Origin of the sequence: Rufibacter immobilis (assembly GCF_003721565.1) — a bacterium.
GTDB lineage: Bacteria > Bacteroidota > Bacteroidia > Cytophagales > Hymenobacteraceae > Nibribacter > Nibribacter immobilis.
This window is the reverse complement of the sequence record NZ_RJJE01000017.1, coordinates 1,223,895-1,247,483: the sequence shown is the minus strand read 5'-3', so window position 1 is coordinate 1,247,483 and position 23,589 is coordinate 1,223,895. Positions and strand designations below refer to the sequence as shown.

The 23,589-nt window shown below is 52.8% G+C and carries 16 protein-coding genes and 1 tRNA gene; 15 read left to right on the top strand and 2 right to left on the bottom strand.

What is annotated here, in order from left to right:
* Positions 1–388 precede the first annotated feature (388 nt).
* On the bottom strand, positions 389–4,981 hold the full coding sequence (locus EFA69_RS18180) for a translocation/assembly module TamB domain-containing protein (RefSeq protein WP_123134481.1): 4,593 nt from the start codon (positions 4,979–4,981) through the stop codon (positions 389–391).
* A 6-nt stretch (positions 4,982–4,987) separates the two neighbouring features.
* Between EFA69_RS18180 and tsaD the strand changes: the two genes are divergently transcribed.
* The 7 genes from tsaD (at position 4,988) to EFA69_RS18140 (ending at position 13,104) form a co-directional block, all read left to right on the top strand.
* A complete protein-coding gene (gene tsaD, locus EFA69_RS18175; protein WP_123134480.1) occupies positions 4,988–5,992 on the top strand; it encodes a tRNA (adenosine(37)-N6)-threonylcarbamoyltransferase complex transferase subunit TsaD in 1,005 nt (334 codons plus the stop codon).
* 346 nt (positions 5,993–6,338) lie between these two features.
* Positions 6,339–7,802 carry a M14 family metallopeptidase gene (locus EFA69_RS18170; RefSeq protein ID WP_123134479.1) on the top strand — a complete coding sequence of 488 codons (1,464 nt, stop codon included), beginning with the start codon at positions 6,339–6,341 and terminating at the stop codon, positions 7,800–7,802.
* Between the two features lie 100 nt (positions 7,803–7,902).
* Positions 7,903–8,976: a DUF1611 domain-containing protein gene (locus EFA69_RS18165; RefSeq protein ID WP_123134478.1), complete on the top strand. Its 1,074-nt coding sequence runs from the start codon at positions 7,903–7,905 to the stop codon at positions 8,974–8,976.
* Entirely contained in the window at positions 8,973–10,052 is a 1,080-nt protein-coding gene (locus tag EFA69_RS18160; RefSeq protein WP_123134477.1) for a mandelate racemase/muconate lactonizing enzyme family protein, read from the top strand. The genes EFA69_RS18165 and EFA69_RS18160 overlap by 4 nt, the downstream gene beginning before the upstream one ends.
* A 254-nt stretch (positions 10,053–10,306) precedes the next feature.
* Positions 10,307–11,539, top strand: a complete 1,233-nt coding sequence (locus EFA69_RS18150; RefSeq protein WP_123134475.1) for a nucleoside recognition domain-containing protein — start codon at positions 10,307–10,309, stop codon at positions 11,537–11,539.
* A gap of 172 nt (positions 11,540–11,711) precedes the next feature.
* Positions 11,712–12,704, top strand: coding sequence for an MBL fold metallo-hydrolase (locus EFA69_RS18145; RefSeq protein WP_123134474.1), 993 nt, complete (start codon positions 11,712–11,714; stop codon positions 12,702–12,704).
* 163 nt (positions 12,705–12,867) lie between these two features.
* Positions 12,868–13,104, top strand: a complete 237-nt coding sequence (locus tag EFA69_RS18140; protein ID WP_123134473.1) for a hypothetical protein — start codon at positions 12,868–12,870, stop codon at positions 13,102–13,104.
* Between the two features lie 70 nt (positions 13,105–13,174).
* On the opposite strand, the gene EFA69_RS18135 is transcribed toward EFA69_RS18140, so the two are convergent.
* Positions 13,175–14,440: a serine hydrolase gene (locus EFA69_RS18135; RefSeq protein ID WP_123134472.1), complete on the bottom strand. Its 1,266-nt coding sequence runs from the start codon at positions 14,438–14,440 to the stop codon at positions 13,175–13,177.
* A 76-nt stretch (positions 14,441–14,516) separates the two neighbouring features.
* Here EFA69_RS18135 and EFA69_RS18130 point away from each other — a divergent pair, with 76 nt between their 5' ends.
* From EFA69_RS18130 to cphA, 8 genes are all read left to right on the top strand, one after another.
* The gene (locus EFA69_RS18130) at positions 14,517–14,912 is read left to right on the top strand and encodes a thioesterase family protein (protein WP_123134471.1); all 396 of its coding nucleotides are present in this window, start codon (positions 14,517–14,519) and stop codon (positions 14,910–14,912) included.
* Positions 14,913–15,386, top strand: a complete 474-nt coding sequence (gene smpB, locus EFA69_RS18125; protein ID WP_123134470.1) for an SsrA-binding protein SmpB — start codon at positions 14,913–14,915, stop codon at positions 15,384–15,386.
* A 135-nt stretch (positions 15,387–15,521) separates the two neighbouring features.
* On the top strand, positions 15,522–16,301 hold the full coding sequence (locus EFA69_RS18120; protein WP_245964626.1) for a C40 family peptidase: 780 nt from the start codon (positions 15,522–15,524) through the stop codon (positions 16,299–16,301).
* A 96-nt stretch (positions 16,302–16,397) separates the two neighbouring features.
* The gene (locus EFA69_RS18115; RefSeq protein ID WP_123134469.1) at positions 16,398–16,907 is read left to right on the top strand and encodes an HNH endonuclease; all 510 of its coding nucleotides are present in this window, start codon (positions 16,398–16,400) and stop codon (positions 16,905–16,907) included.
* Positions 16,908–17,354: 447 nt separating this feature from the next.
* On the top strand, positions 17,355–19,241 hold the full coding sequence (gene rpsA / locus EFA69_RS18110; protein WP_123134468.1) for a 30S ribosomal protein S1: 1,887 nt from the start codon (positions 17,355–17,357) through the stop codon (positions 19,239–19,241).
* A gap of 133 nt (positions 19,242–19,374) precedes the next feature.
* Positions 19,375–19,448: transfer RNA gene (locus EFA69_RS18105), tRNA-Cys, on the top strand.
* A gap of 497 nt (positions 19,449–19,945) precedes the next feature.
* Complete coding sequence (locus EFA69_RS18100) at positions 19,946–20,833, top strand: cyanophycinase (protein WP_123134467.1); 888 nt, start codon at positions 19,946–19,948, stop codon at positions 20,831–20,833.
* Positions 20,834–20,872: 39 nt separating this feature from the next.
* A complete protein-coding gene (gene cphA, locus EFA69_RS18095; RefSeq protein ID WP_123134466.1) occupies positions 20,873–23,503 on the top strand; it encodes a cyanophycin synthetase in 2,631 nt (876 codons plus the stop codon).
* Positions 23,504–23,589: the final 86 nt, after the last annotated feature.

Below are 23,589 nucleotides of genomic sequence, written 5' to 3'. Positions count from 1 at the left end.
ATAGGTTGTAATGTTTAAAGCAAGTTATATAAACTTTCTAATTTAATGCAACCTTTTTGTGTGTTATGAGGTAGCGATGTGATTTGCTATAGGAAAGATGTAGCTAAGCTCTATAAACTAATGGTTTAAATAAAATATGCCGGGAAAGTTTGCGGACGAATTATTTAAATAGTTCGGGGAATTTATAGTTGATTAAAACCTGACAATATGATTTAACCGGACTATCTGCTAGCGGAGGTGAAAAGGGTAGCTGGATGGCTAACGTTAAGTTTTGCCTATTTGGTCATAGGGGCTAAGGGGAAGTTTCTTCAATGGGAAACAGACCGTTTCACAACGGAGAGTCTGTGCGTTTAGGAGCTGTTTTTAGAAAAACAGCCCCTAAACGCACTTAAAGGTTTTGGCGGGGGGTAGGAGCATCGTCTTCAATGCGGAGCATGCGTTCACGCTCTGCGGCTCTCTGCGCGCGTTTGCTCAGCCTACGGCGGCGGAAGAGCTCCCCGAAACGGTCAAAGTTGGCCTGGTGCAGCACGCTCACCGTCTGGCGGCTGGCCGTGGCATTGGCCTCAAAGTCCCGCGGGGTGGTTTCATAAGTGGCCCGCAGACGCAATTGGCCACTCTTGCTCAGGTAATATTCCACGGCCCAGTCGCCGGCGGCGGTGGAGCGGTTGTTGCCAAAGCGGTTGTTGTTCACGCTGCCTTCGCGGGTTACTTTCAGGCGGCCTTCCAGGAAGGTGTAGCTCAGGCGCAACTGCACGTCATCCAGCACCTGGTCTCCGTAGCCGCTCACCCCAATGTCTACCTCCAGGTTGGTGTCTATCTGCGACAGCCAGTAACTGAGCTGGTTGGAGAACAGCTCGCCCACGCTGCTGCCCAAATCGCCCACGCCTATGCCTACCTGAAACTCGTCCTGGGCAGAGAGACGCTTGAAGGCCAGCAGTGAGAAGACCTGCCGGTTTAGCTCCTGTTCGTCATTCCTGATGTTGTTGAGGTAGCGGGTGATCTGGTCTTCCAGCAGGCTGGGCGTGTCATTGAACTCCAGGTTCAGGCGAATCTGCGGCGTGGTAAGCGGACCATCCAAATCCATTACCGCCGTTACCGGGTACCGTGACCGGGCCGCCGCAGATTGCCGCTGCTGCGCATCCAGGTTGGCTAAGATGGGTTCCAGCGACACCCGCTGGGTATATTCTGCCGTGATGTTCAGGAGCCCTTCCAGCGGGTCTCCGTTGAAGGTCACCGTGCCGCCCGGGCGCACGTTAAATTCTTTGTTGATGACCCCCAACAGCGTAAAGTTGTAGCGCCCCTGCACAATCTCATAGTTCCCGTACATGGCAAACTCGCCGCGCGTGTCAATTTCCATGCGGATATTTCCCCGGCCCCGGCCCCTGATGATGTCACCGGTGCGTTCGTCAAAGATCAGTTCCAGGTAGGCATTCTCGTTTACTTCCAGGTTGAAGTTAAGTCTAATGCCGCTCAGGTCCGCCTCTTTTCTGACCACCAGGGTGTCTGTGACGGTGGAGTCCCTTTTAGCGGGGTTGTTGTTCACGAACGAAACAAAATTCTGCCGTTCCAGCGCCGTGGTGTTGTCTAAGGGAACCGAGATGCTGGTTTTCTCCTCAGAACGGGCCGTGATGTTCACCTGTAGGTTTGACGTGGAGCCCAACGCGGTTACCTCACCGGTGGCGAAGGCGGTGCCAAAGTACATAGGGTTATCCGCACGGGTGGTGTTCAAGACCATGAACCGGCTAAAGCGTGCCCGCAGGTCCAGCACCATGTTGCTGAACCCATCGTGGAAGATACCCCCGTTCAGGATGGCCGTGTTGTTATAGATGTCCCGTATCCTTACGTTCTGGAAGGAGATGTCATTTTCTGTGAAGAAGACGCGGTCTGAGAACGTATACTTGGTATTGAGGTAGTTGAAGACAAAGGCACCATCGGTTACCATGACAGAGCCTTTCAGGATTGGGCCCGTTAGTTTTCCGGAAATCCGAACCCGTCCGTCCATGGTACCGCCCAGATCAGACATGATGGTTTTTAGCACAGGCTCCACCAGTTTGAGTTGGGCATCATCCAGAACCGCCAGTAGGTCCAGTTCCTGGTTGCCACCGGAAGGGGTATAAGTACCAGTAAGCGAAAGCACTTTCTTGGTTTCGCGGCTGATGCCCAGGTTCACGTTCATGCGCTTGTGGGGGTTGTCCCAGTTGGTGGTGCCCGCAATGTTTCCTATCAACTGCTGGTCCAGCATGAATGTATCTACCGCCAGGGTAGAGGTGAACTTCGGTTCATTATACAGGTCACGCAACTGCATTTCGCCGTTAAGGCGGCCGTTGATTTGGTCGGGAAGGAGCGGGTTGAGGTTTTCCAGCCTGAAATCAGTTAAATTCACCGTAAGCAGGTCTTCCGGGTTCTTAGACAGAATCCCAAAGATATTGATGCTCTGCGGCCCGTTGGAGAAAGTGACATTCTCAAATCGGATGGTGCTGCCGTCCAGTACAATGGTGTTGTTGGGCGAGATAGCCCAGACTTTATCCAGAACGTTGATGTTAGACCGGTTGAAGACAATCTGAATCTGGTCCTGCTCAAAGGACACGTTCCCGCTAATGTTGGCGCGGTTGGTGGTGCCGGTCTGGGCAATGTTGCTGGAAAAACTGATGAGGCGCTCATTCCAGACACTTTCCACATAAAGCTTCTCCGTATCACCCGCACCGCCTAAAAGCTGCCGATCTGAGGTAACAATGGCGTTGGCCAGTACATCTGGGTGGTTCCAGAGCTTGGAAAAGTTGAGTTCGAAGTTATTTTGGTAGAAAGCGTTGCTACCGTACCGGATGGTGTCCATCTGGCTCACGAACGACAGAACAGAGGTTGGCCCCTGACGGAAAGTACCCTCTAAAGTGGAAAAGTCTGAGATAGAGAGGGCGGGGGCAAAGGTCTGCAGTACAGGGTCAAGGTGCCGTAAGTGAACTTCCAAGTCTACTGAATAGGGAACGGGAGCCACCGGTGGCTTGCGGCGGTAGTAATTCGCGATTTTGACCGGATTGTTCTCCAGGTTGAGGCGGTACTCCTGGTAAAGCGTTTGCAGGTCTTTGAAAAACGTGGTGTACTTAAAATCTCCGCCCGCCCGTAACGCCAAGACCTCTGAGCCCACGTGCAGCTCCCGTATGCCATCATGAAAGTGGGATTCAATGGTGAGGGAGTCAATGGCTACGGTTCTGCCATCATAAGACAGTTGGGTGTTCTTGAACTGCGCCAGACCGGCAATCTCATCCAGTTGTATGCCCGTGAAATCTACGTCTGCGTTGGTGGACAGCACAATACCCTGGTCCGTGAAGCCCAGGGCTTTCAAGTTGGCCTTTTTCACGTTCGCCCTTAGGTCAAACACCTGGCGGTTATTTTGCAAATTGATCTGGCCCGAGGTAGCCATGCTTAAATTGGGGTCATTGATGCGCAGGTCCCCGTTGAACGTCTGGCGGCTCAAATCTGCGTTGACCACTATGTTCCTAAAGTTGTAGTTGTTCAGGTTGAGGGCGTTGATAGTAGCGTCAATGTTCAGTTGGGCCGTGGCCAGGCTGAAACCACTCCCCTGTACGCGTCCGTCCAAGGCTACTTTCTTCAGCAGACTCCGGTCGCCCAGCAGGCCGCCCACGTCAAAGCCATTGGTTTTGAGGTAACCCCGGTAAGCCGAGCGGTCAATGTTGTTCTTGTCAAACTTGAGGTTGATGTCTGACACTATATTGCCCAGCGGACTCTGGAAACTCCCGTTGGCCACAAAGTCATTGTAGAACCCGGTGAATTCGCCCTCCAACTTCACGGTGCCCGCCCGCGCGGCCATGTCATAGGCATTCTTAGGCAGGAAGTGCTTAATGTCACGGGCATTGATAGAGCTTGGGCCCAGCACCAGATCTGCGAAGGTGTTTTTAAAATCGGGCAGGCCGTCTGCCGAGATGTCTCCGGTGATATGCGTGTACTGCCCGTACCGAATGTCTACGTCCTGCGCCCGGAAGTTTTTGACTTTGCCTTTGACCTTGCCGGAGAGCAGCACCTTCTCGTTCCACTCTTTCATGACCGGGGCAAAAAGGGCAATGTCATCTGAGGTCACGTAGGTGCTGTCAAAGGTGGCGGTCACGTTCATGCTGTCGTTGAATTCCTTGAAGTCCCAGAACACGTTGTAGTCAAAGCGCACGTAGCGGGCCAGGTGGCTGTTATTCACCCGTAGGTTCAGCTCGTCCCACTCCCAGAAGGTGGGGGCGAAGGTCATGCGCGTGTCCAGGTCCTTGAGGTAGGTCTTCGATTTTTTGTCAATAGTGGTGAGGCTGGTGATGCGGGTATGGATGGTGTCTCCCTTGATGTCAATCTCAGAGAACTTCCCGCTGATGCGCTCCAGGTCCAGGTGCTGGTAATCTACGCCGTAGGGCGTGAAGGGATCATTGTAGTTGTGGTACGTGAAGTGGCCGTTCCTGAGCACCAGCTCGTCAATCTTAAAATCAAAAGGTTTGCTGGCCTGAGCAGTGTCTTTGGTGATGAGGTTGGCCAGTGACGTGATGAACGTGCTCATGTTCAAGGTGTCGGTGCCCTTGTACTTGATCAGGTTGGCCTCGGGCTCCGTGAGCGTGAGCGAGGCAATGTGGAGTTTGTTGGGTTGGAAGAGGTTGAAGAAGCTGATGTCGGCATCGGCTTCGCCGATGTAGAAGAGGGTTTTCTTCTGGCGGTCCAGCACGCGCACCTGCTGCAACAGGACGCTCTTGAAAAACCGGATGTCTACCCGGCCAATGGTGACTTGGTGGTTGATGGTCTCTGAGAGGATACTGGCCGCTTTCTGGGCCACCTTGGTCTGCACAGCCGGGAAACGCAGGGCCAGGGCAAGGCCTCCCACCACCACTACCACCACCAGAAGCACGCCCAGAATTATTTTTAACAGAGCTTTTGCTATAACTTGCGGGTAGTTTTTCTTTTTTTCTTGCGTCTCTTCTTGGTTTTGCGTCTCCAACGGAATATGAACCCTACACTTTTAGCAATAGAATCTTCTTGTGATGAAACCTCGGCGGCTGTTATTCAGAACGGCCGCGTGTTGTCAAACATTGTAGCCACGCAGGCAATCCATGAGCAATACGGCGGAGTGGTGCCAGAGTTAGCCTCCAGGGCCCACCAACAGAACATCATCCCGGTGGTTTCACAGGCGCTCCAAAAAGCAAATATAGCAAAAAGCCAATTAGATGCGGTGGCTTTCACCCGCGGGCCCGGACTTTTGGGCGCGCTGCTGGTGGGATGCTCCTTTGCCAAATCGTTCGCGCTGGGGCTTGGCTTGCCGCTCATTGAGGTGAACCACATGCAGGCCCACATCCTGGCCCATTTCATAGACGATCCTAAACCCAGTTTCCCGTTCCTCTGCCTCACCGTGAGCGGCGGCCACACCCAGATTGTGCTGGTGCGCAGCCACCTGGACATGGAGGTGCTGGGCCAAACCACCGATGACGCCGTGGGCGAAGCGTTTGACAAATCTGCCAAACTGCTGGGCTTGCCCTACCCGGGCGGGCCGGTGCTGGACAAACTGGCGGCCACCGGAAACCCAGACCGGTTTCAGTTCCCCATCGTGAACCTGGACGGGTATGACTACTCGTTCAGCGGCATCAAGACCTCCATCCTCAACTTCGTGAAGAAAAATACTGCCGCCCAGCCAGACTTCGTGCCCCAGAACCTGCCCGACATCTGCGCCAGTATCCAGAGCGCCCTCATCCAGACGCTCATGAAAAAACTGGTGTTGGCGGCCAAGGAGCTGGGCATCAAGGAAATCGCCATCGCGGGCGGGGTGTCGGCTAACTCTGGGCTGAGGGCCACCATGCAGGACTACGCCAAACGCTACGGCTGGAATGTGTACATCCCCGCCTTTGAGTACTGCACAGATAACGCCGCCATGATTGCCATGGCCGCCCATTACCAGTACCTGGCCGGCGATTTCACCAGCCAATACGCCAGCCCAGATCCACGGCTGAAGGTGTAAAAACTTGATTTGCGTTTAGCGGCCGTTTTTGGAAAAAGAGGCTCTAAACGCAACATTAGTCTAATACTGGTTGCGGGATACTACAAATCCTTCGTCTCCTTCTTAGGAAACAGAACCTGCCTTTGCTGCTATTTCTTTACCAAAAGGGCGTAGGTGTTGCCATACCGGCGGCTGAAATACGTGCAATAAGAAATTTTTTTAAAATGTTTTTTCTCAACCCGGATTTCATGGGTACATTACCCGCAGAAATATAGGCGGGGCAATGACGCTTCTGTTGCTGTCTCGGCCATCACCACTCAAACCCTGTGGTATAATGCGGAAAATCTTTCTTTTCTTACTTTCATTCATGACCGTAGTAGGGGCCCAGTGCCAGAGTAATCCCACCCCCAAGCAGAACAGCCCCGTGGCCCGCAACGCCCGGCAAGCGTTTGACCATCACGCCAAATACAAAGAAGTTTCCATCACGCATCGGCGCTTCAAACACAAAGACATAGTGCCCTTGCTGGAGAAACTGAAGCAGAACCCACTGTTTCAGGTGCAGGTGGTGGGTAAATCTGTGGAAGACCGTGACCTGTACCTGGTGAAAGCCGGCACCGGTAAAACCAAGATCATGCTCTGGTCACAGATGCACGGCGATGAGTCTACGGCCACCATGGCCTTATTTGACATCTTCAACTTTCTTCAGGCCTCAGATGACTTGAACCCGCTGCGGCAGGAGATTCTGAAAAACAACACCCTGTATTTCATTCCCATGCTCAACCCAGACGGGGCAGAGCGGTTCACCCGCCGCAACGCGCTGGACATTGACCTGAACCGCGATGCCCTGCGCCTGCAAAGCCCCGAGGCCGTCTTGCTCAAAAGCCTCCGCGACAGCCTCAAGCCGGACTTTGGGTTTAACCTGCATGACCAGAGCCGGCTTTACACCGTAGGCACCACTCCCCAAACCGCCACAATTTCTTTCCTGGCACCCGCCTATGACTATGCCCAGAGCGTGAACCAGGTGCGTGAGCGGGCCATGCGGACCATTGCGGGGCTGAACGAAGGCATCCAGCAGTTCCTGCCCGGGCAGGTGGCCAAATATTCAGATGACCATGAACCCCGCGCCTTCGGCGATAACATCCAGAAATGGGGCACCAGCCTTATCCTTATTGAATCTGGAGGGTACCGCGGAGACCCCGAGAAGCAGTACATCCGGCAGGTGAATTTCGCGGCTATTCTGGCGGCCATGCAGATGATCGGGGACCAGGGCTACAAAAAGTACGAGGTCAAAGACTACTTCAAGATTCCGCAGAACGAGCGCTACCTTTATGATTTCGTGCTGCGCAACGTGCGGTACCAGCAGGACGGCCGCAGTACTTTGCTGGACCTGGGCATTAACCGCAACGAGGCCAGCGCCAACACGCCCCAGGGTTTCTACCACCGCAGCTCCATTGACGAGATTGGCGACATGCGCGTGTTCCATGGCTACGAAGAACTCAACGCCGAGGGGCTTACCCTGGTGCCGGGCAAAGTCTCAGAAACCACCTTGGACAACATCGCTGACCTCACCGCCGCCAAAGCCAAAGACTTGCTGGCCGCCGGCTATACCACCGTGCGGGTGCGCAACCTGCCCCTCAATGCCAACCCCGTAGACCTGCCTTTGAACGTGCTGTCGGTGGCCGGGCGGGTGAACCATGCGCTGGGATTGGCCCGCGCCGCTAATTTTTTGCTCAAAGACAAGGCCGGGAAGGTGCGCTACGCGGTGGTCAACGGCTTTCTGTATGACCTGAGCAAACCTAAGCCAGAGCTCTTCCACGGGCTGGTGCTGTAACTCCGGTGCGTTTAGCGGCTCTTTTTCCCAAAACGGCCGCTAAACGCCAATTCAGATAATTACTTTTCCCTCATTCTTCTAAACCCTCAGCTTTACAACTATGGATGGAAACGCCATCATTCTCACCAATGGTTTACTCAACCAGTACCCGGCCAAGACTGCCCACGGCCTAATAAGGGGCACGGAACGCTTCCGCATTGTGGGCGTGATAGACGCGGTGTCGGCGGGGCAGGATGCGGGCGAGGTGGTAGACGGGAAGAAACGCGGCATCCCCGTGTACGCAGATTTAGCCGATTTCCTGAAAAACAGCCCCGAAACGGCCCAGTACTGTCTGGTGGGCATCGCCCCAAAGGGCGGCAAGCTACCGGCCAGCATGAAAGAGACCATTGCTGAGGCCATCCGCCAGGGCATGAACATTGTGAGCGGCCTCCACGAGTACCTTTCAGACATGCCAGATTTATCTGTGCTGGCGCAGGAACACGGGGTGCAGCTCATTGACGTGCGCAAGCCCAAACCTAAAAGCGAACTCCATTTCTGGACCGGCAAAATCAAAAACATACCCGCCCCGCGCGTAGCCGTTCTGGGGACCGATGTGCGCATGGGCAAGCGCACCACCACCCGCCTGCTCACTCAGGCCGCCGAGGCCGCCGGTCTCAAAGCCCAGATGATCTTCACCGGCCAAACCGGCTGGATGCAGGGGCGGGGCACGGGCTTCATCCTGGACTCCACCTACAATGACTTCGTGTCTGGGGAACTGGAACACGCCATCCTGAGCAGCTATGAAACCCACCAACCCGATGTGTTTTTTGTGGAAGGCCAAGCCGCGCTGCGCAACCCCAGCGGCCCCTGCGGCTCTGAATACTTAGTGTCTGGGCAGGTGAAGTACGTGGTGCTGCAACACGCCCCGGCCCGCATTTACTTTGACGACAATGAAGCGCTCGGTTTCAAGATTCCGCCCATCTCCACAGAGATCCAACTCATTGAATTATATGGCGCCAAAGTGCTGGCCGTAACCCTGAACACCGCCGGTTTAACCCTGGAGCAGGCCCGCGAGTACCAGCGACAGTACCAGGAAGAACTGGGGCTGCCGGTGGTCTTGCCCCTGGAAGATGGCGTTGAGCCCATCATTGACCTGGTAAAGGAAATAGTAAACAAGGAGGTGGCAAGCGTATGAAAATCAGAGAGATCAACGTCTGGAAAGCAAACCTGGATTTAACCCGTCCCTACACCATCGCTTTCAAAACCGTGTCGGCGGTGGAGAACGTGCTGGTGGAGATCACCCTGGAAAACGGACTGAGCGGCATTGGCGCCGGTAACCCCAGCAAGGAAGTAGTGGGAGAGGCCTTGTCCCAGACCTGGGCCGCGCTGCAGCCCGAAAATCTGGAGTGGCTCATTGGGCAGGACATCCGGCATTTCCAGCTGCTCTGCGATGAGTTGCCTCAGCGTCTGCCCCGCAACCCCGCCGCCCGCGCCGCCCTGGACATCGCCCTGCATGATTTGTTCTCCAAGTACCTGCAGGTGCCCTTGGTGTCGTTTCTGGGCCAGCGACTGAAGGCACTGCCTACGTCCATCACCATCGGGATCAAAGACGTGGCCGAGACCCTGGCGGAGGCCGAGGAATACGTGGGCCGTGGCTTCACGCACCTCAAGGTGAAGACCGGCCAGACCGTGGAGCAGGACGTGGAGCGTCTGGTGAAACTGCGCGAGGTGTACCAAGACCGCGTTCACATAAGGATAGATGCTAACCAGGGGTACACCGCGCAGGACCTGGAGCGTTTCTGCGCCCAAACCGCCCTCTTAGACATTGAACTGATAGAGCAGCCACTTAAAGCCAGCATCATTGATGAACTCCGGGCTCTGCCCGATGCCGTGAAAGACCTGGTGGCCGCCGATGAATCACTGCTCTCCCCGTCAGATGCGTTCCGGCTGGCTTCGGCGCCGCGCGCCTGCGGCATCTACAACATCAAGCTCATGAAATGCGGGGGCGTGTACGCCGGACGGCAGATTGCGTCCATTGCCCAGCAAGCCAACATTGACCTCATGTGGGGCTGTAATGATGAGAGCATTGTGAGCATCTCGGCGGCGCTGCACGCGGCGTTCTCCTGCCCCAACACCAAGTACATTGACCTGGATGGCAGCCTGGACCTGGCCCGTGACGTGGTCACCGGCGGCTTTCTGCTGGAAAACGGCATCATGCGCCCCAACGGCAAACCCGGCCTGGGCGTGGAGCGGATTCCGGAGTACGCGTAACAGTCATTGAGGCAAGGCAAAACCAGTGAAGTTCCTGCAACTTCACTGGTTTTTGCGTTTAGGGGCCGTTTTCTGAAAAAGAGCCCCTAAACGCAAAATGATCATGAGATTTTCTGTTGGCGTGCCTTGGCCTGAACGCACCGGTATGAAAAAGCTCCAAAAGAAAATGCCTTTCTGGGTATGGAGCTCTTGCGATTATTCTGCTCCAGATTTGTAACTTCCCCGCTTCAACCAAACTACTCAAACCCTTTTTCATGGTTTTAAATTATCTGTGGGCGGCGTTTTTCATTATCGCCTTCTGCATTGCGCTGTTTAAGCTCATCTTTTTCCAGGATGTTGAGATTTTCCAGAAGATGGTCTCCAGCACTTTTGACAACGCCAAGACCGGCTTCGAAATCTCTTTGGGCTTAACCGGGGTCATGACGCTGTGGCTGGGGCTCATGAAAGTGGGGGAGCGCGGCGGCATCATCGCTATTTTCGCCAAACTGGTAGGGCCGTTCTTCAACCGCCTGTTCCCCGAGGTGCCCAAGAACCACCCCGTGTTCGGGTCCATTCTCATGAACTTCTCGGCCAACATGCTGGGGCTGGACAACGCCGCCACTCCGCTGGGGCTTAAAGCCATGAAGGAGATGCAGGAACTGAACCCAGACAAGGAAACCGCTTCCAACGCGCAGATCATGTTCCTGGTGCTCAATGCATCGGGCTTAACCATTATCCCTATCAGCATTATGGTGTTCCGGGCGCAGATGGGAGCGGCAGATCCTTCAGATATCTTTATTCCCATTCTGCTGGCCACGTTCTTTTCCACGTTGGCGGGGCTTACCACGGTGGCCATTTACCAGCGCATCAACCTGTTTGACAAAGTCATTCTGGCGTATGTGGGCTCCTTGCTGCTGCTTATTGCCGGGTTGATCTATTACTTCAGCACCATCTCTCAGGAGCAGATCGGACTCATCTCGCAGGTGGCCAGTAACGTCATTCTCCTAAGCATCATCGTTTCCTTTATCGGGCTGGCGCTCATCCGGAAGGTGAATGTATACGAGGCGTTCATTGAAGGCGCCAAGGAAGGATTCTCCGTGGCTGTGACCATCATTCCTTACCTGATTGCCATATTGGTGGCCGTGGGGGTGTTCAGGGTGTCTGGGGCGCTGGACCTGTTGGTAGACGGGTTGGGTTATCTGTTTGGGCTGATGGGCATGAACACAGACTTTGTGAAGGCTTTGCCGGTGGCGTTCATGAAGCCCCTGAGCGGCAGCGGCGCCCGCGGGTTGATGGTGGAGGCCATGCAGACCTACGGCGTAGATTCCTTTGTGGCCCGGGTGGCGGCTACCATTCAAGGCTCAACGGAGACTACGTTCTATATTCTGGCGGTGTATTTTGGCTCCGTGGGGGTCCGTAAATCAAGGTACGCGCTTACCTGCGGCCTCATCGCCGATTTAGCCGGTGTCATTGCCGCTATCTGCCTGGCCTATCTGTTCTTCCACTAAGCCTTGCGTTTAGAGCCTCTTTTTCAAAAAACAGCCCCTAAACGATCAATCAATAATCAGAAAAGGAAAGCCCGGCCAAATGGTGTCGGGCTTTTTCTTTTTGCCCGACACTTTACAAATGCCGGCAGATTCACGTACTTACCCGTTGAACTCCACCACGTAGAAACCTTCTATGGCTGATCAGAAATTGAAGAACCCGGCCTTGCGCACCATCAGGCCGGGCTGGCAAGGTAACCCTATGCATAATGGGCGCTTTACCGGCGAATATGGGCAGGGAAACCAATCTATGCTGCTGGCCCTCAAGTGGCAGCTCACGAAAAATCCGCAGCGCGAAGAGAAAAAGCTGGACGCCTGGCTTCCGCCCATGGCAGACCCTCGGGAGTTTCTGAAAAGCAAACAAGATGGCATGGTCTGGCTGGGCCACGCCACGTTTTTCATCCGGTTAAACGGTGTGACGTTTCTCACCGACCCGGTGTTTTACGGGGTTTCCTACATGAAGCGCAAAGTGCCGCTGCCCGTGCCACCGGAGGAACTTCCTAAGCTGGATTATGTCTTGCTTTCGCACGGTCACTTTGACCACTGCGATAAGAAAAGCCTGCAGAAACTCCGCCAGACGCACTCCTTCACGGTCCTTACTTCTCTCAAGATGCAGGCGTTAATCCAGAAGTGGTTGCCGGGGATTACCATTCAGGAGGCGGGCTGGTACCAGAAGTACAACGTGCCGCAGGAGCAGCCGCAGGTGTTTTTCCTGCCCACCTACCATTGGCACAAACGCGGCCTCACAGACAACAACAAGATCCTGTGGGGAAGTTTTATGCTGCAGACCCCCAAGCAGACCCTATACTTCGGTGCCGACTCTGGGTATGACCGGCATTACCAGGAAATCAGGAAGCTATTCCCCAAAATTGATACTTGCATTTTAGGGGTGGGTGCCTATAGTCCGGCGTTCATCATGAAGCCTAGCCACACCACCCCCGAAGAAGCCGTGCAGGCTTACCGGGATCTGAACGGCAACACACTCGTGCCCATGCACTACGGCACCTTTGATTTGTCTGATGAACCCCTGGGTGAACCCGTGCGCCGGTTGCAGAAGATGGAAGCCGCCGGACAGATACCCGGTAAACTGAAGATTCTGGCAATAGGCGAGCCGCTGCTGTTTGAGTAATTGGTTTAATCTACCAAGACAGAGCGGTGCGTTTAGGGGCCATTTGTAGAAAAACAGCCCCTAAACGCAAAGGGCAGTTGTGAGGCTGGGGCGTGATTGGTATCCGTTTCCAGCTATTTCCCGTAAAGTTTAGGAAAGTAACATCACCTAAAAGAGAAAAACCATGGCTGACGAAAAAAATAAAAACCTAGACAACAACCAGAATACTGTAAGCAACCAGGCAGAACCAGGCCGTACCCCAGAGGCAGTAGGCAAACTCCCGCTGCCCGACGATGTGAACGATAACCCGGGCCACGATGAACTGGACCCAGGCATGAAGCCGAACGCGGGTGGCCGTAAAGGAAACATCAGCGTGGAAGATGGCGGCAACGTAGACGGCAGCTCCAGCGCCAGCCGTTAATCTGGTTATATTCGTCTTAAAAGGAAAGTCCCCGCCTGAGCACTTCAGGCGGGGACTTTCCTTTTACTTGTTATGGATTGGGTTTGTCATACGTGAGTTTGAACTTGCTCAGGTCAGGCGTGTGGCGGCGTTTGCGCTTCAGCTCGTGTTCATACACCACCTGCCCCAAATCCCGCAGGAACGGGAAGCCCAGCGAGTCATATTCATATTTGCCATCGTTGTAGATCTCGTCTTCGTTCACGTGCACGGTGGCAGTGAGCATAAACTCCACATTATTCTTAAAGTCTACCACATAGGCGTTATCCGTCAGGAACCCGAACGACTGGCCAATCTTGTTGAAAATCCGGATGTGCTCCGGGATGCGTTCAGAGCGGGTGGGGCCGCCGTAGAGCAGGTACTTCACAAACGAATCTGGGTATTCTTTCTCGTCATAGGGCGGGTAAGCGGTTTCGCGGGGCAACTGCGACAGGTACTGGTACAGGAAGCGGTAATCTTCTGGGGTGAGGTTAAAACGGTTTTTGGCCGGCACCGTCTCCGGGAAGAGCACCGCTCGCAGCATGAGGTGCTGGTCTTCCAGCGCAAACGTGTTGGAATAGGCAAAATCGCGGGGTTCCATCACCAGTTTGTCATCATTGGTCATGTTGCCCTTGCCCATAAGAATAGGAGTAGGGTTCTTGTAGTCTTTGTTACTCTTCACCGGGCCTTGCTGGTAAACCACCTGACCGTTCTGCAAGAACCTGACGGGGTTGGTGTACTGGTCCAGCTCAATGGGCAGGAAACGCGCCAGCCGTATGGGCAGACGGATGCTGCTGTACCCCTTGGCTTTGAGTTCTTCGTTGAGCGGCTCCTGGCCAATTAACTCATACAGACGATTGTAAGCGTCATTGTCGCTGGTGACCAGGATTTTCTTGATGTAGTGCGCAATGGACGGGAAACCATTGGCCGACGTTTTGTCTTCCAGCACCTTGGTCTGTCCTTGGTAGGCGCTGTCGGTGAGCATGACGGTTTCCTTGGTGAGTCCCGGCAGGTTCAGGCGGTTAATCTTCTCCAGCGCCACCAACGTAGCAGGCAACTTCACGGTGCTGGCAGGGTTAAAATAATGGGCGGCGTTTACCTGGTAATGGTAGGTCTTGAAGGAGGGCTTGTTGTTCTTGTCCCGGTCTATCTGGGTATAGAGGATCTGGATTTTGTACTTGTCTGGGGCCTCCAAAAACCGCTTGAACTTATCAGAATGTTGTTGCAGCAGCTGGGTCAGGAACTTATCGGTTTTGGTTTGGCTGTAGGCCAGGGTGGCGCCCACGCATACCAGCAGCAGGCACAGGAGAGGTGTTTTCATAGCAGGAAAGATGATGGAATTGTGGCCTGAATATGCGTAGAAATTCTTAATCTTGGTTCTGTAATGCTCTATAATTATGCATAACCCGTTCAAGGAAGGAGACACCAAGGCCTTTCATAAACTTGTCACCCAAGCCGATTTCGCGCAGTTCGAAGCAGGGTTGGTGCACCCCGTCTGCTCTACTTTTTCCCTGGCGCAGGCCATGGAATGGGCATCTAGGCTGTTTGTGCTGGACATGAAGGAACCCGACGAAGAAGGCATTGGCACCATGCTGCACATTGACCACCACAGCCCCGCTTTTCTGGGCGAAAATCTTCTGGTGGAGGCTACGTTCAAAACCCTGAGCGGCAATGCGCTGTACTGCCACATAGCGGTGAAGGCCGGCGAACGGCTGGTGGCGACGGGCCAAACCGGGCAAAAAATTTTGAAAAAAGAGAAGATCCACCGACTTTTGAAGAACAGTAGAAACTAAATGGCGAAATCAAAAGAGAAAGACAGGCTGCAGAAAACGGTGAATATCTCTAACCGGCGGGCCTCCTATGAGTATCAGTTTCTAGTGAAGTACACCGCCGGCATTATGCTGCGCGGCACCGAGATCAAATCAATCAGGGAAGGCAATGTGAACCTTTCAGACGGCTACTGCACATTCCATGGCAATGAGCTGTTCCTGCACCAGGTCACTATCTCCAAATACACAGAGGGAACCCATTACAACCACGAACCCACCCGCGACCGCAAGCTGCTCCTGAACAAGCGCGAGCTGAAGCAGCTCCGCGACAAAGCCCAGGAGCAAGGGGTGACCATTATTCCTACGCGCCTTTTCATCAGTGACCGGGGTTTTGCCAAAGTGGAAATCGCTCTGGCCAAAGGAAAGAAACTCTATGACAAGCGCGAAGACATTAAAGAGCGCGACGTGAAGCGCGAAATGGCCCGCGAACGGTATTAATTAATCAGGAATTGAGAATTAGGATTAAGAATGGGTGGATCATCATCTAATTCGAATCTCCTAACCCTATTCCTGTTTCCAGCAGCGTGCTGATATTTAAATTCATAATTCTCAGTTCTTAATTCCTAATAACCCTTGAACTTCGGGATTTGCAAATTGAGCCTGGTGCCCGTGCGCCGCGAACCATCAGACAAAAGCGAACAGATCACCCAGCTGGTCTTTGGGGAGTGCTATGAGGTACTGCTGACCCAGGAGAAGTGGTTCCAGATCAGGAACGTGGCAGATGGCTATGAGGGCTGGATTGACTTCAAGCAGCACTTTCCGGTTTCTGATGCATATTTCCAGGAGTGGAAAGAGGGAAAACACGCCCGGTCCATGGACATTGTGCAAACCGTGAGCAGCAGCAATTGCGTTACGCCCATAGGTCTAGGCAGCCTTTTGCCCTTTTTTGATGGCATGAGCATACGGGTGGGGGAGGAACGGATGCTGTACAACGGTAGGGCTACCAATCCGGCGCTGCCGTACCGCGAGAACTTTTTGCAGAAAATGGCGCTGCAGTTCATGCGGGCGCCGTATGTGTGGGGCGGCAAATCCATCTTCGGGATTGACTGCTCCGGTTTTGTGCAGCAGGTGTATGGTTTGTGCGGCTACCAGTTGCGCCGCGATGCCTACCAGCAGGTGGAGCACGGGCAGGAGGTGCATTTCGTGGCCCAGACCCGCCCCGGCGATGTCGCTTTCTTTGACAATGAGGAAGGCCGCATCATCCATGTGGGCATTGTGCTGGAAGACCAGAAGATCATCCATGCCTCCGGCGAGGTGCGCATAGACCAGCTGGACCACCACGGCATCTATAACCGCGACCGCAAACGGTACTCCCATAAGCTGCGCATTATCAAACGCATTCTCCCTGACTAATTCTCTGTAACACGAGGGCCTGAAAATCAGTTAGTAAACCCAAGGTAAGATTATTTTACGTATCTTACTTCAAGGATCTAACGAGCAGGAACCCGTATGAATGAGAAAGTACTTTTACTCAATCAAGATTACTCCGCTATTGCTACGTGCAGTCTGCACAAAGCCTTTGTCTTGTTGTACCTCCAGAAAGCAGAACTGATTGCGGAAGATCAGTTGAATGTACTGCGCACCGTGCGGCAAACGTACCCGCGCCCGTTGGTGATCAGGCTGCACCGCTACGTGCGGGTGCCGTATAAAGGAATATCGCTCACCCGCCAGAACATCATGCGCCGTGACCGCAACCAGTGCCAGTACTGCGGCTCCACCAGAAACCTGACGCTAGACCATCTGTTGCCCCGCTCACGCGGTGGGCAGAGCACCTGGTACAACCTCATAACAGCCTGCTCGCGCTGTAATTCCCGCAAAGGCGACCGTACCCCGGAGGAAGTGGAGATGAAGCTGCGCCGCAAGCCCTTCAAGCCTTCCCTCGTCTCTTTCCTGCGCGACGGCATCCAAGACACCGACCACGCCTGGATGCCTTTCCTGGCTGAGCGGGTGCGGGCCTGATCTCTATTGTAATTAGGGCATACTGTGTTAGCCTTACTAAGAATTAATCATTTGAGGTGCTTCTCTAGCAAGAAATTCAAAAAGACTGCAAGTGAAGAATAAGTTTACTTCCATCACCATCTCCCCGGAAAGGGAAGCCTTGCACTTGATGGGCTCCCCCAGATAGCGGAGTCTGGAGAGCCTGCCCAAGAAGAGAACATGTATTTGCGTTTAGGGGCTGTTTTTCCAAAAACAGCCCCTAAACGCAGAAGAACGACGGATTACAAGGAGCTTGAGCGTCAAGGAATTTGAGCAGGAAAGTAGATTAAAAGAGAAAAATTTGTACCTTTGCGGCGCATTCAGGGTGAATGCTCCTGTCTCCGGTAGGGTACAGGATATGTAACATAAGCTACACCGGGTTAAGTGGTTCTGTAACTTGGTGTTATTTTAGTGAACCAGCATAGCAATATGGCAAATGTAGATGATTTTAACTGGGACCAGTTTGAGTCTCAGGGTTTCGGTGGAAGCTACTCTGCTGCGCAGAGAGCCGAAATGGAACAAATGTATGCCGACACCCTGAACACCGTTCAGGAAGAGGAAGTGATCAAAGGTACCGTAGTTGGTATCACTGACCGCGACGTGATCCTGAACATCGGCTTTAAGTCTGATGGTCTGGTGCCGGTATCAGAATTCCGTGACATGCCGGAGCTGAAAATCGGTGATGAGGTGGAGGTTTTCATTGAAGACCAGGAAGACCCTAACGGTCAGTTGATCCTGTCTCGCAAGAAAGCTAAAATCGTAAAAGCTTGGGAAAGAATCTATAGCGCCCTTGAGAACGACACCGTTCTGGAAGGCGTGGTGAAACGCAGAACAAAAGGTGGTTTGATCACTGACCTTTACGGCGTAGAAGCGTTCTTACCAGGTTCACAGATTGACGTGAAACCTATCCGCGACTTTGATGTGTACGTGGGTAAGAAAATGGAAGTGAAAGTGGTGAAAATCAACGCCGCTTTTGACAACGTAGTAGTTTCGCACAAAGTCCTGATCGAGAAAGATCTGGAGCAGCAGCGTGCCGCTATCCTCAACAACCTGGAAAAAGGACAGGTGTTGGAAGGTGTGATCAAGAACATGACCAACTTCGGGGTGTTCATCGACCTGGGTGGCGTAGACGGCTTACTCCACATCACAGATATTTCATGGGGCCGCATCAACCACCCGCAAGAGGTGTTGGAGCTAGACCAGAAAGTAAACGTGGTAGTGCTGGACTTCGACGACGACAAGAAACGTATTTCTTTGGGTATGAAGCAATTGACTGCTCACCCTTGGGATGCTCTTCCTGCCGAGGTGGAAGTTGGCTCACGCGTGAAAGGCAAGATCGTGAACGTAGCAGATTACGGTGCGTTCTTAGAGCTGATGCCAGGCGTAGAAGGCTTGATCCACGTATCAGAAATGTCATGGTCTCAGCACCTGCGCAACCCACAAGACTTCATCAAACAAGGTGACGAGATTGAGGCCGTTGTGTTGACCATGGACCGTAACGACCGCAAAATGTCTCTGGGCATTAAGCAGTTGACCGAAGATCCTTGGACCAAAGAAGATGTATTGACCAAATATGCCGTTGGAACTAAGCACACAGGTGTGGTTAGAAACCTGACAAACTTTGGTCTGTTCATTGAACTGGAAGAAGGTGTAGACGGTCTGGTACACGTTTCTGACCTGTCTTGGACTAAGAAAATCAAGCACCCATCTGAGTTCGTGAAAGTTGGTGACAAATTAGACGTAGTGGTTCTGGAGCTTGATGCTGCTGCCCGTCGTCTGGCCCTTGGTCACAAACAACTGGAAGAGAACCCATGGGATACTTTCGCTACCGTGTTCACTGTAGGTTCTACCCACAAAGCAACCGTGTTGGAGAAATCTGACCGTGGTGCTACGTTAGAGCTGCCTTACGGTATTGAAGGTTTCGCGTTCCCTAAAGGCTTGTCTAAAGAAGATGGTACTGCCGTTGAAGCAGGTGAGCAGCTTGACTTCAAAGTAACCGAGTTCTCTAAAGATGATCGTAAGATCGTTCTTTCGCACACTGCCGTGCACACTGCCCAGCCAGAAGATGCGAAGAGAAAGAAATTTGAGAAGAAAGATGCTCCTGCTGCCGGCGCTGCCAAAACTGCCGCCCCAGCTGCTCCTAAGAAAGAAGAAGTTCGTTCTACTTTAGGTGACCTGGATGCCCTTTCTGCCTTGAAAGACCAAATGATGGAAAGCGAAAAAGAAGCCGGCGAGAAAAAATTAGCCGCGGCTGCCAAAGCCCGTGCTGAGAAAGCCGGTGAATCTGACGCTTCTGCCACAGAATCTGCTGAATAATTTTAGGTAGGTAACTACCTGATTCTCAAAAAGAGCCTCTGCAAAGAGGCTCTTTTTTTATGTCCATCAGGAAAAAACAGGACCAAAAGTATTGACTGTATTAAAAGATGTGTATATTTGCACTCCGAAACACGGTAACGTGGCCGAGTGGCTAGGCAGAGCTCTGCAAAAGCTCGTACAGCGGTTCGAATCCGCTCGTTACCTCCAGCAAGGAAGGAAGACCCGCTTAGAGCATCTCTAAAGCGGGTCTTCTGTTTTTACGGTAATACATACGGTAAACCTTGCGGCCTCTGTCCCGCATTCAATGTCTCGGCTTCTCCCTTTTCTGTATAGTCCCAACATTATGCTTCCTGTTTAGGGGCTCTTTTTCCAAAAACAGCCTCTAAACGCAAAGCCGCGTCTTTTAAAGCTGTAGCGGCATTTTTGCAGGAAAAAGTTCGTGTTCGCCTCTGATTCTCTTGTAGTTGTGGAAGGGCCTGAAAATTGGCTTAGGTAGTTAACGCAGTAGAAAGATGTGGTAACACACATATATTATTATTCCGCTAATCTTTTAGGAGAATTTTGCGTAACCCCAACATCCGTTGATGGATTGATGATGAAGAAGCTAGTTTCCATAAAGAAATTATTGATTCCTCAAAAGATGGGTAAAATTGTAAGACAAATTTTGCCCCGCTCCATTTTTTATTATTCGAACCGCAATTTACATGAGTGAAAAGCAAAATATTGCCGAAGAGAAGCCCAAACAATCAATTGAATATCGGACTCCGAACGGTGCTTTGATCGCGATTGGCGGACGGGAGAATAAAGGTGATGAGCCAGGGGAAGATGACAACAGCCATAACAACCTCAATTTTGTCAAGAATGAGATTCTGGAGCGTTTCGTGCAGGAGCTACCTACCAAGAACCCATTGATCTTGGTGATCCCTACGGCTTCTTCGTACCCAGAAGAAGTAGGGCAGACGTACGTAAAGGTATTCCACCAACTGAACGTCAAAAACGTGCAGGTGCTGGACATCCGGACCCGCGAGGACTCCTGCAAAGAAGAATACCTAGACCTGGTGAGAAAGGCGCAGGGAATTATGTTTACAGGAGGTGATCAATTGAAGTTGACAGCTGTTTTTGGAGGAACAGAGATCATGCGGCTCATGAAAGAGCGGTACTTCAAGGAGCACTTAGTGATTGCGGGTACCAGTGCCGGAGCGGCGGCCATGTCTACCCAAATGATTTACCAGGGCATGAGCGGCGGCGGTTTCATCAAGGGATCAGTGAGCATTACGGCCGGGTTGGAATTACTGAACGATGCCGCCATTGATACACACTTCATAACCCGGGGCCGCATTGTGCGTATGGCGCAGATGATTGCCACCAACCCATCCTTCATTGGTATCGGGTTGGAGGAAGACACCGGAATAGTGGTGAAGAAAGGGAGAGAGATAGAAGTAATTGGCAGCGGCCTGGTTGTGATTGTAGACGGCAGAGGCAGCACAGGTTCTAATATATACAAGGTGGAGGAGGGAGTTCCTGTCACCATCAGAGACCTCAAGGTGCATCTTCTTGGCAAAGGTGATACTTATACCATGGAAATTTTCTAACCAATCTATTATACCTAATCCTGACTGGATTTAACTTTTATGAAAATCGCAGAGATACGCATCATGCGTGGGCCAAATTACTGGTCTGTGAAACACCCGAAGATTGTAGTATTGAAGTTGGACATGGAAGAGTTTGCTGGGGTCATGACTACCCAGATCTCTGGGTTTGCTCAGCGTTTAGAAACCATGTTCCCGGGCATGATAGAGCACCGCAGCACCGAAGGCCAGGAAGGGGGCTATCTCAGGAGAGTACGGGAGGAGGGAGTTCCCTTGAGCAACGTAGTAGAACACGTGGCCCTGGAGTTGCAGACTTTGGGCGGTATGAACTCCGGGTTCGGGCGTACGTACCCGGCTCCTCAAGCGGGATTTGAGTACGTGGTGTTTTCCTATCAGGAAGAGAAGGCCGGTGAATATGCCGCGCATGCGTCCATCAAGATTGTAAGGGCGCTGGCCAACAATGAGCCTTATGACATTGCCCCAGACGTAGCAGAACTGCACGAGATTAGGGAAGATGAGCACATAGGCCCCAGTACCTATTCCATTGTTTCTGAAGCGGTGGCCCGTGGTATTCCCTACATCCGCCTAAACAAGAATTCATTGATCCAGTTGGGGTATGGGGTACATCAGAAGCGTATTCAGGCTACCATGAGTTGCCGTACGGCCGCGTTTGCGGTAGAGATTGCTGGTGACAAGAATGCCACCAAAGAGATGCTGCGCGAAGCCGGGGTGCCGGTTCCCAAAGGAGAGATTGTCTATGACCTGGAGGAACTAAAGGATGCCGTAGATTACCTGGGTTATCCCATCGTGACCAAGCCTTTAGACGGTAACCATGGCAAGGGAGCGGGTATTAACTTAAAAAGCTGGGAGGAAGCCGTGGCAGGCTTTGAAATGGCGCAGAAATACTCTGATGCCGTGATTGTGGAGCAGTTTATTGAAGGCTATGACTTCAGGCTGCTGGTAGTGAACAAGAAATTTGTGGCTGCCGCCAAGCGTACACCCGCCATGGTAGTGGGAGACGGTACTTCTACGGTACAGGAACTCATTGATAAAGTCAACAGCGACCCACGCCGGGGGGTTGGCCATGAGAAAGTACTCACCAAAATTACTTTGGATAAGGACACCTACGGTATTCTGGAGAAGAAAGGCTATACCCTCAACACCGTGGTGCCGGCCGGTGAGGAACTCTTCCTGAAAAGCACCGCCAACTTATCTACCGGTGGTACCGCCACAGACGTAACCGATCTGATTGACCCATACAACGTGCTCATGGCCGAGCGGATTGCCGGAACCATTGGGCTAGACATCTGCGGCATTGACGTAGTAACCTCAGACATTGCCATACCCTTGCCAGAGGCCCGTGGAGCCGTGATTGAGGTGAACGCGGCCCCAGGGTTCAGGATGCACATTTCGCCTACGGAGGGGCTGCCTAGAAACGTGGCAGATCCGGTGATTGAGATGCTGTTCCCAGACAATTGCCCTTCCCGCATTCCTATCATTGCCATTACCGGTACCAACGGAAAAACCACCACCACCCGCCTCATCGCCCATATGGTGAAATCAAAGGGCTACCAGGTAGGGTACACCACCACAGACGGTATCTACATCCAGGATAAAATGCTGGAAAGAGGCGATACCACGGGCTCTAAGAGTGCCGAGTTTGTTTTGCGTGACCCTACCGTGAACTTTGCGGTATTGGAGTGCGCCCGGGGCGGCATGCTGCGGTCTGGCCTAGGCTTCCAGCAGTGCGATATAGGTATTGTGACCAACGTGGCCGAAGACCACATGGGCCTCAGAGACATCTATACCCTGGAAGACATGGCGCGGGTGAAAGCGGTGGTACCCAAGAGCGTGAGCAAGAACGGTTACGCCATTCTTAACGCCGATGATGACAACGTCTACAACATGGCCAAAGAAGTGGAGAGCAAGGTGGCGTTCTTCAGCATGGATGAAAACAACCCGCGTATTCTCAAGCACGTGGCCGAGGGAGGTTTAGCCGCAGTCTTTGAGAACGGCTTCATTTCCATCTTCAAAAACACGTACAAGATACGGGTAGACCGTGTGGCAGACATCCCGCTCACCTTTGGCGGAAGAGCCAGGTTCAACATTGAGAACGTGCTGGCGGCCACGCTGGCAGGCTACATCTCCCGGTTTGAGATCTCTGAGATCAAGACCGCACTGCGCACCTTTGTGCCCTCGCCCAGCAAAACTCCGGGCAGAATGAATCTGTTCAAGTTCCCTACGTTTGAGGTGCTCATAGATTACGCCCATAACCCGGCGGGCATGAAAGGCATCGCCGATTTCCTGAAGAACGTAGACGCCCGCAAACGGGTAGGAATTGTGGCCGGTGTTGGTGACCGCCGCGATGAAGACATGGTGGAATTAGGCAAGTTGGCCGCTCAGATGTTTGATGAAATCATTATCAGATCTGACAAAGACCTGAGAGGCCGTACCGCCGAGGAAATCAATTCTTTTGTGATTGAGGGAATTTTACAGGAAGATCCTAATAAACCCTTCAAAGTGGTAGGGCAGGAGATGGTGGCCATTGCCTATGCCCTGGAACACGCCGAGCGTAACTCATTCATCACCATCTTCTCAGAAGACATTCCGGAAGCCATTAAAATGATTGAGAGCTTCAAGATTATCCAGGACCGCAGGGTAATGGTGGATTGATCAAGCGGCCAGTTTGCCCCTTATTTAGAAAAAAGAGCCCCTAAACGCCAGACGTTTAGGGGCTCTTTTTTCTAAATAAGGCCTAA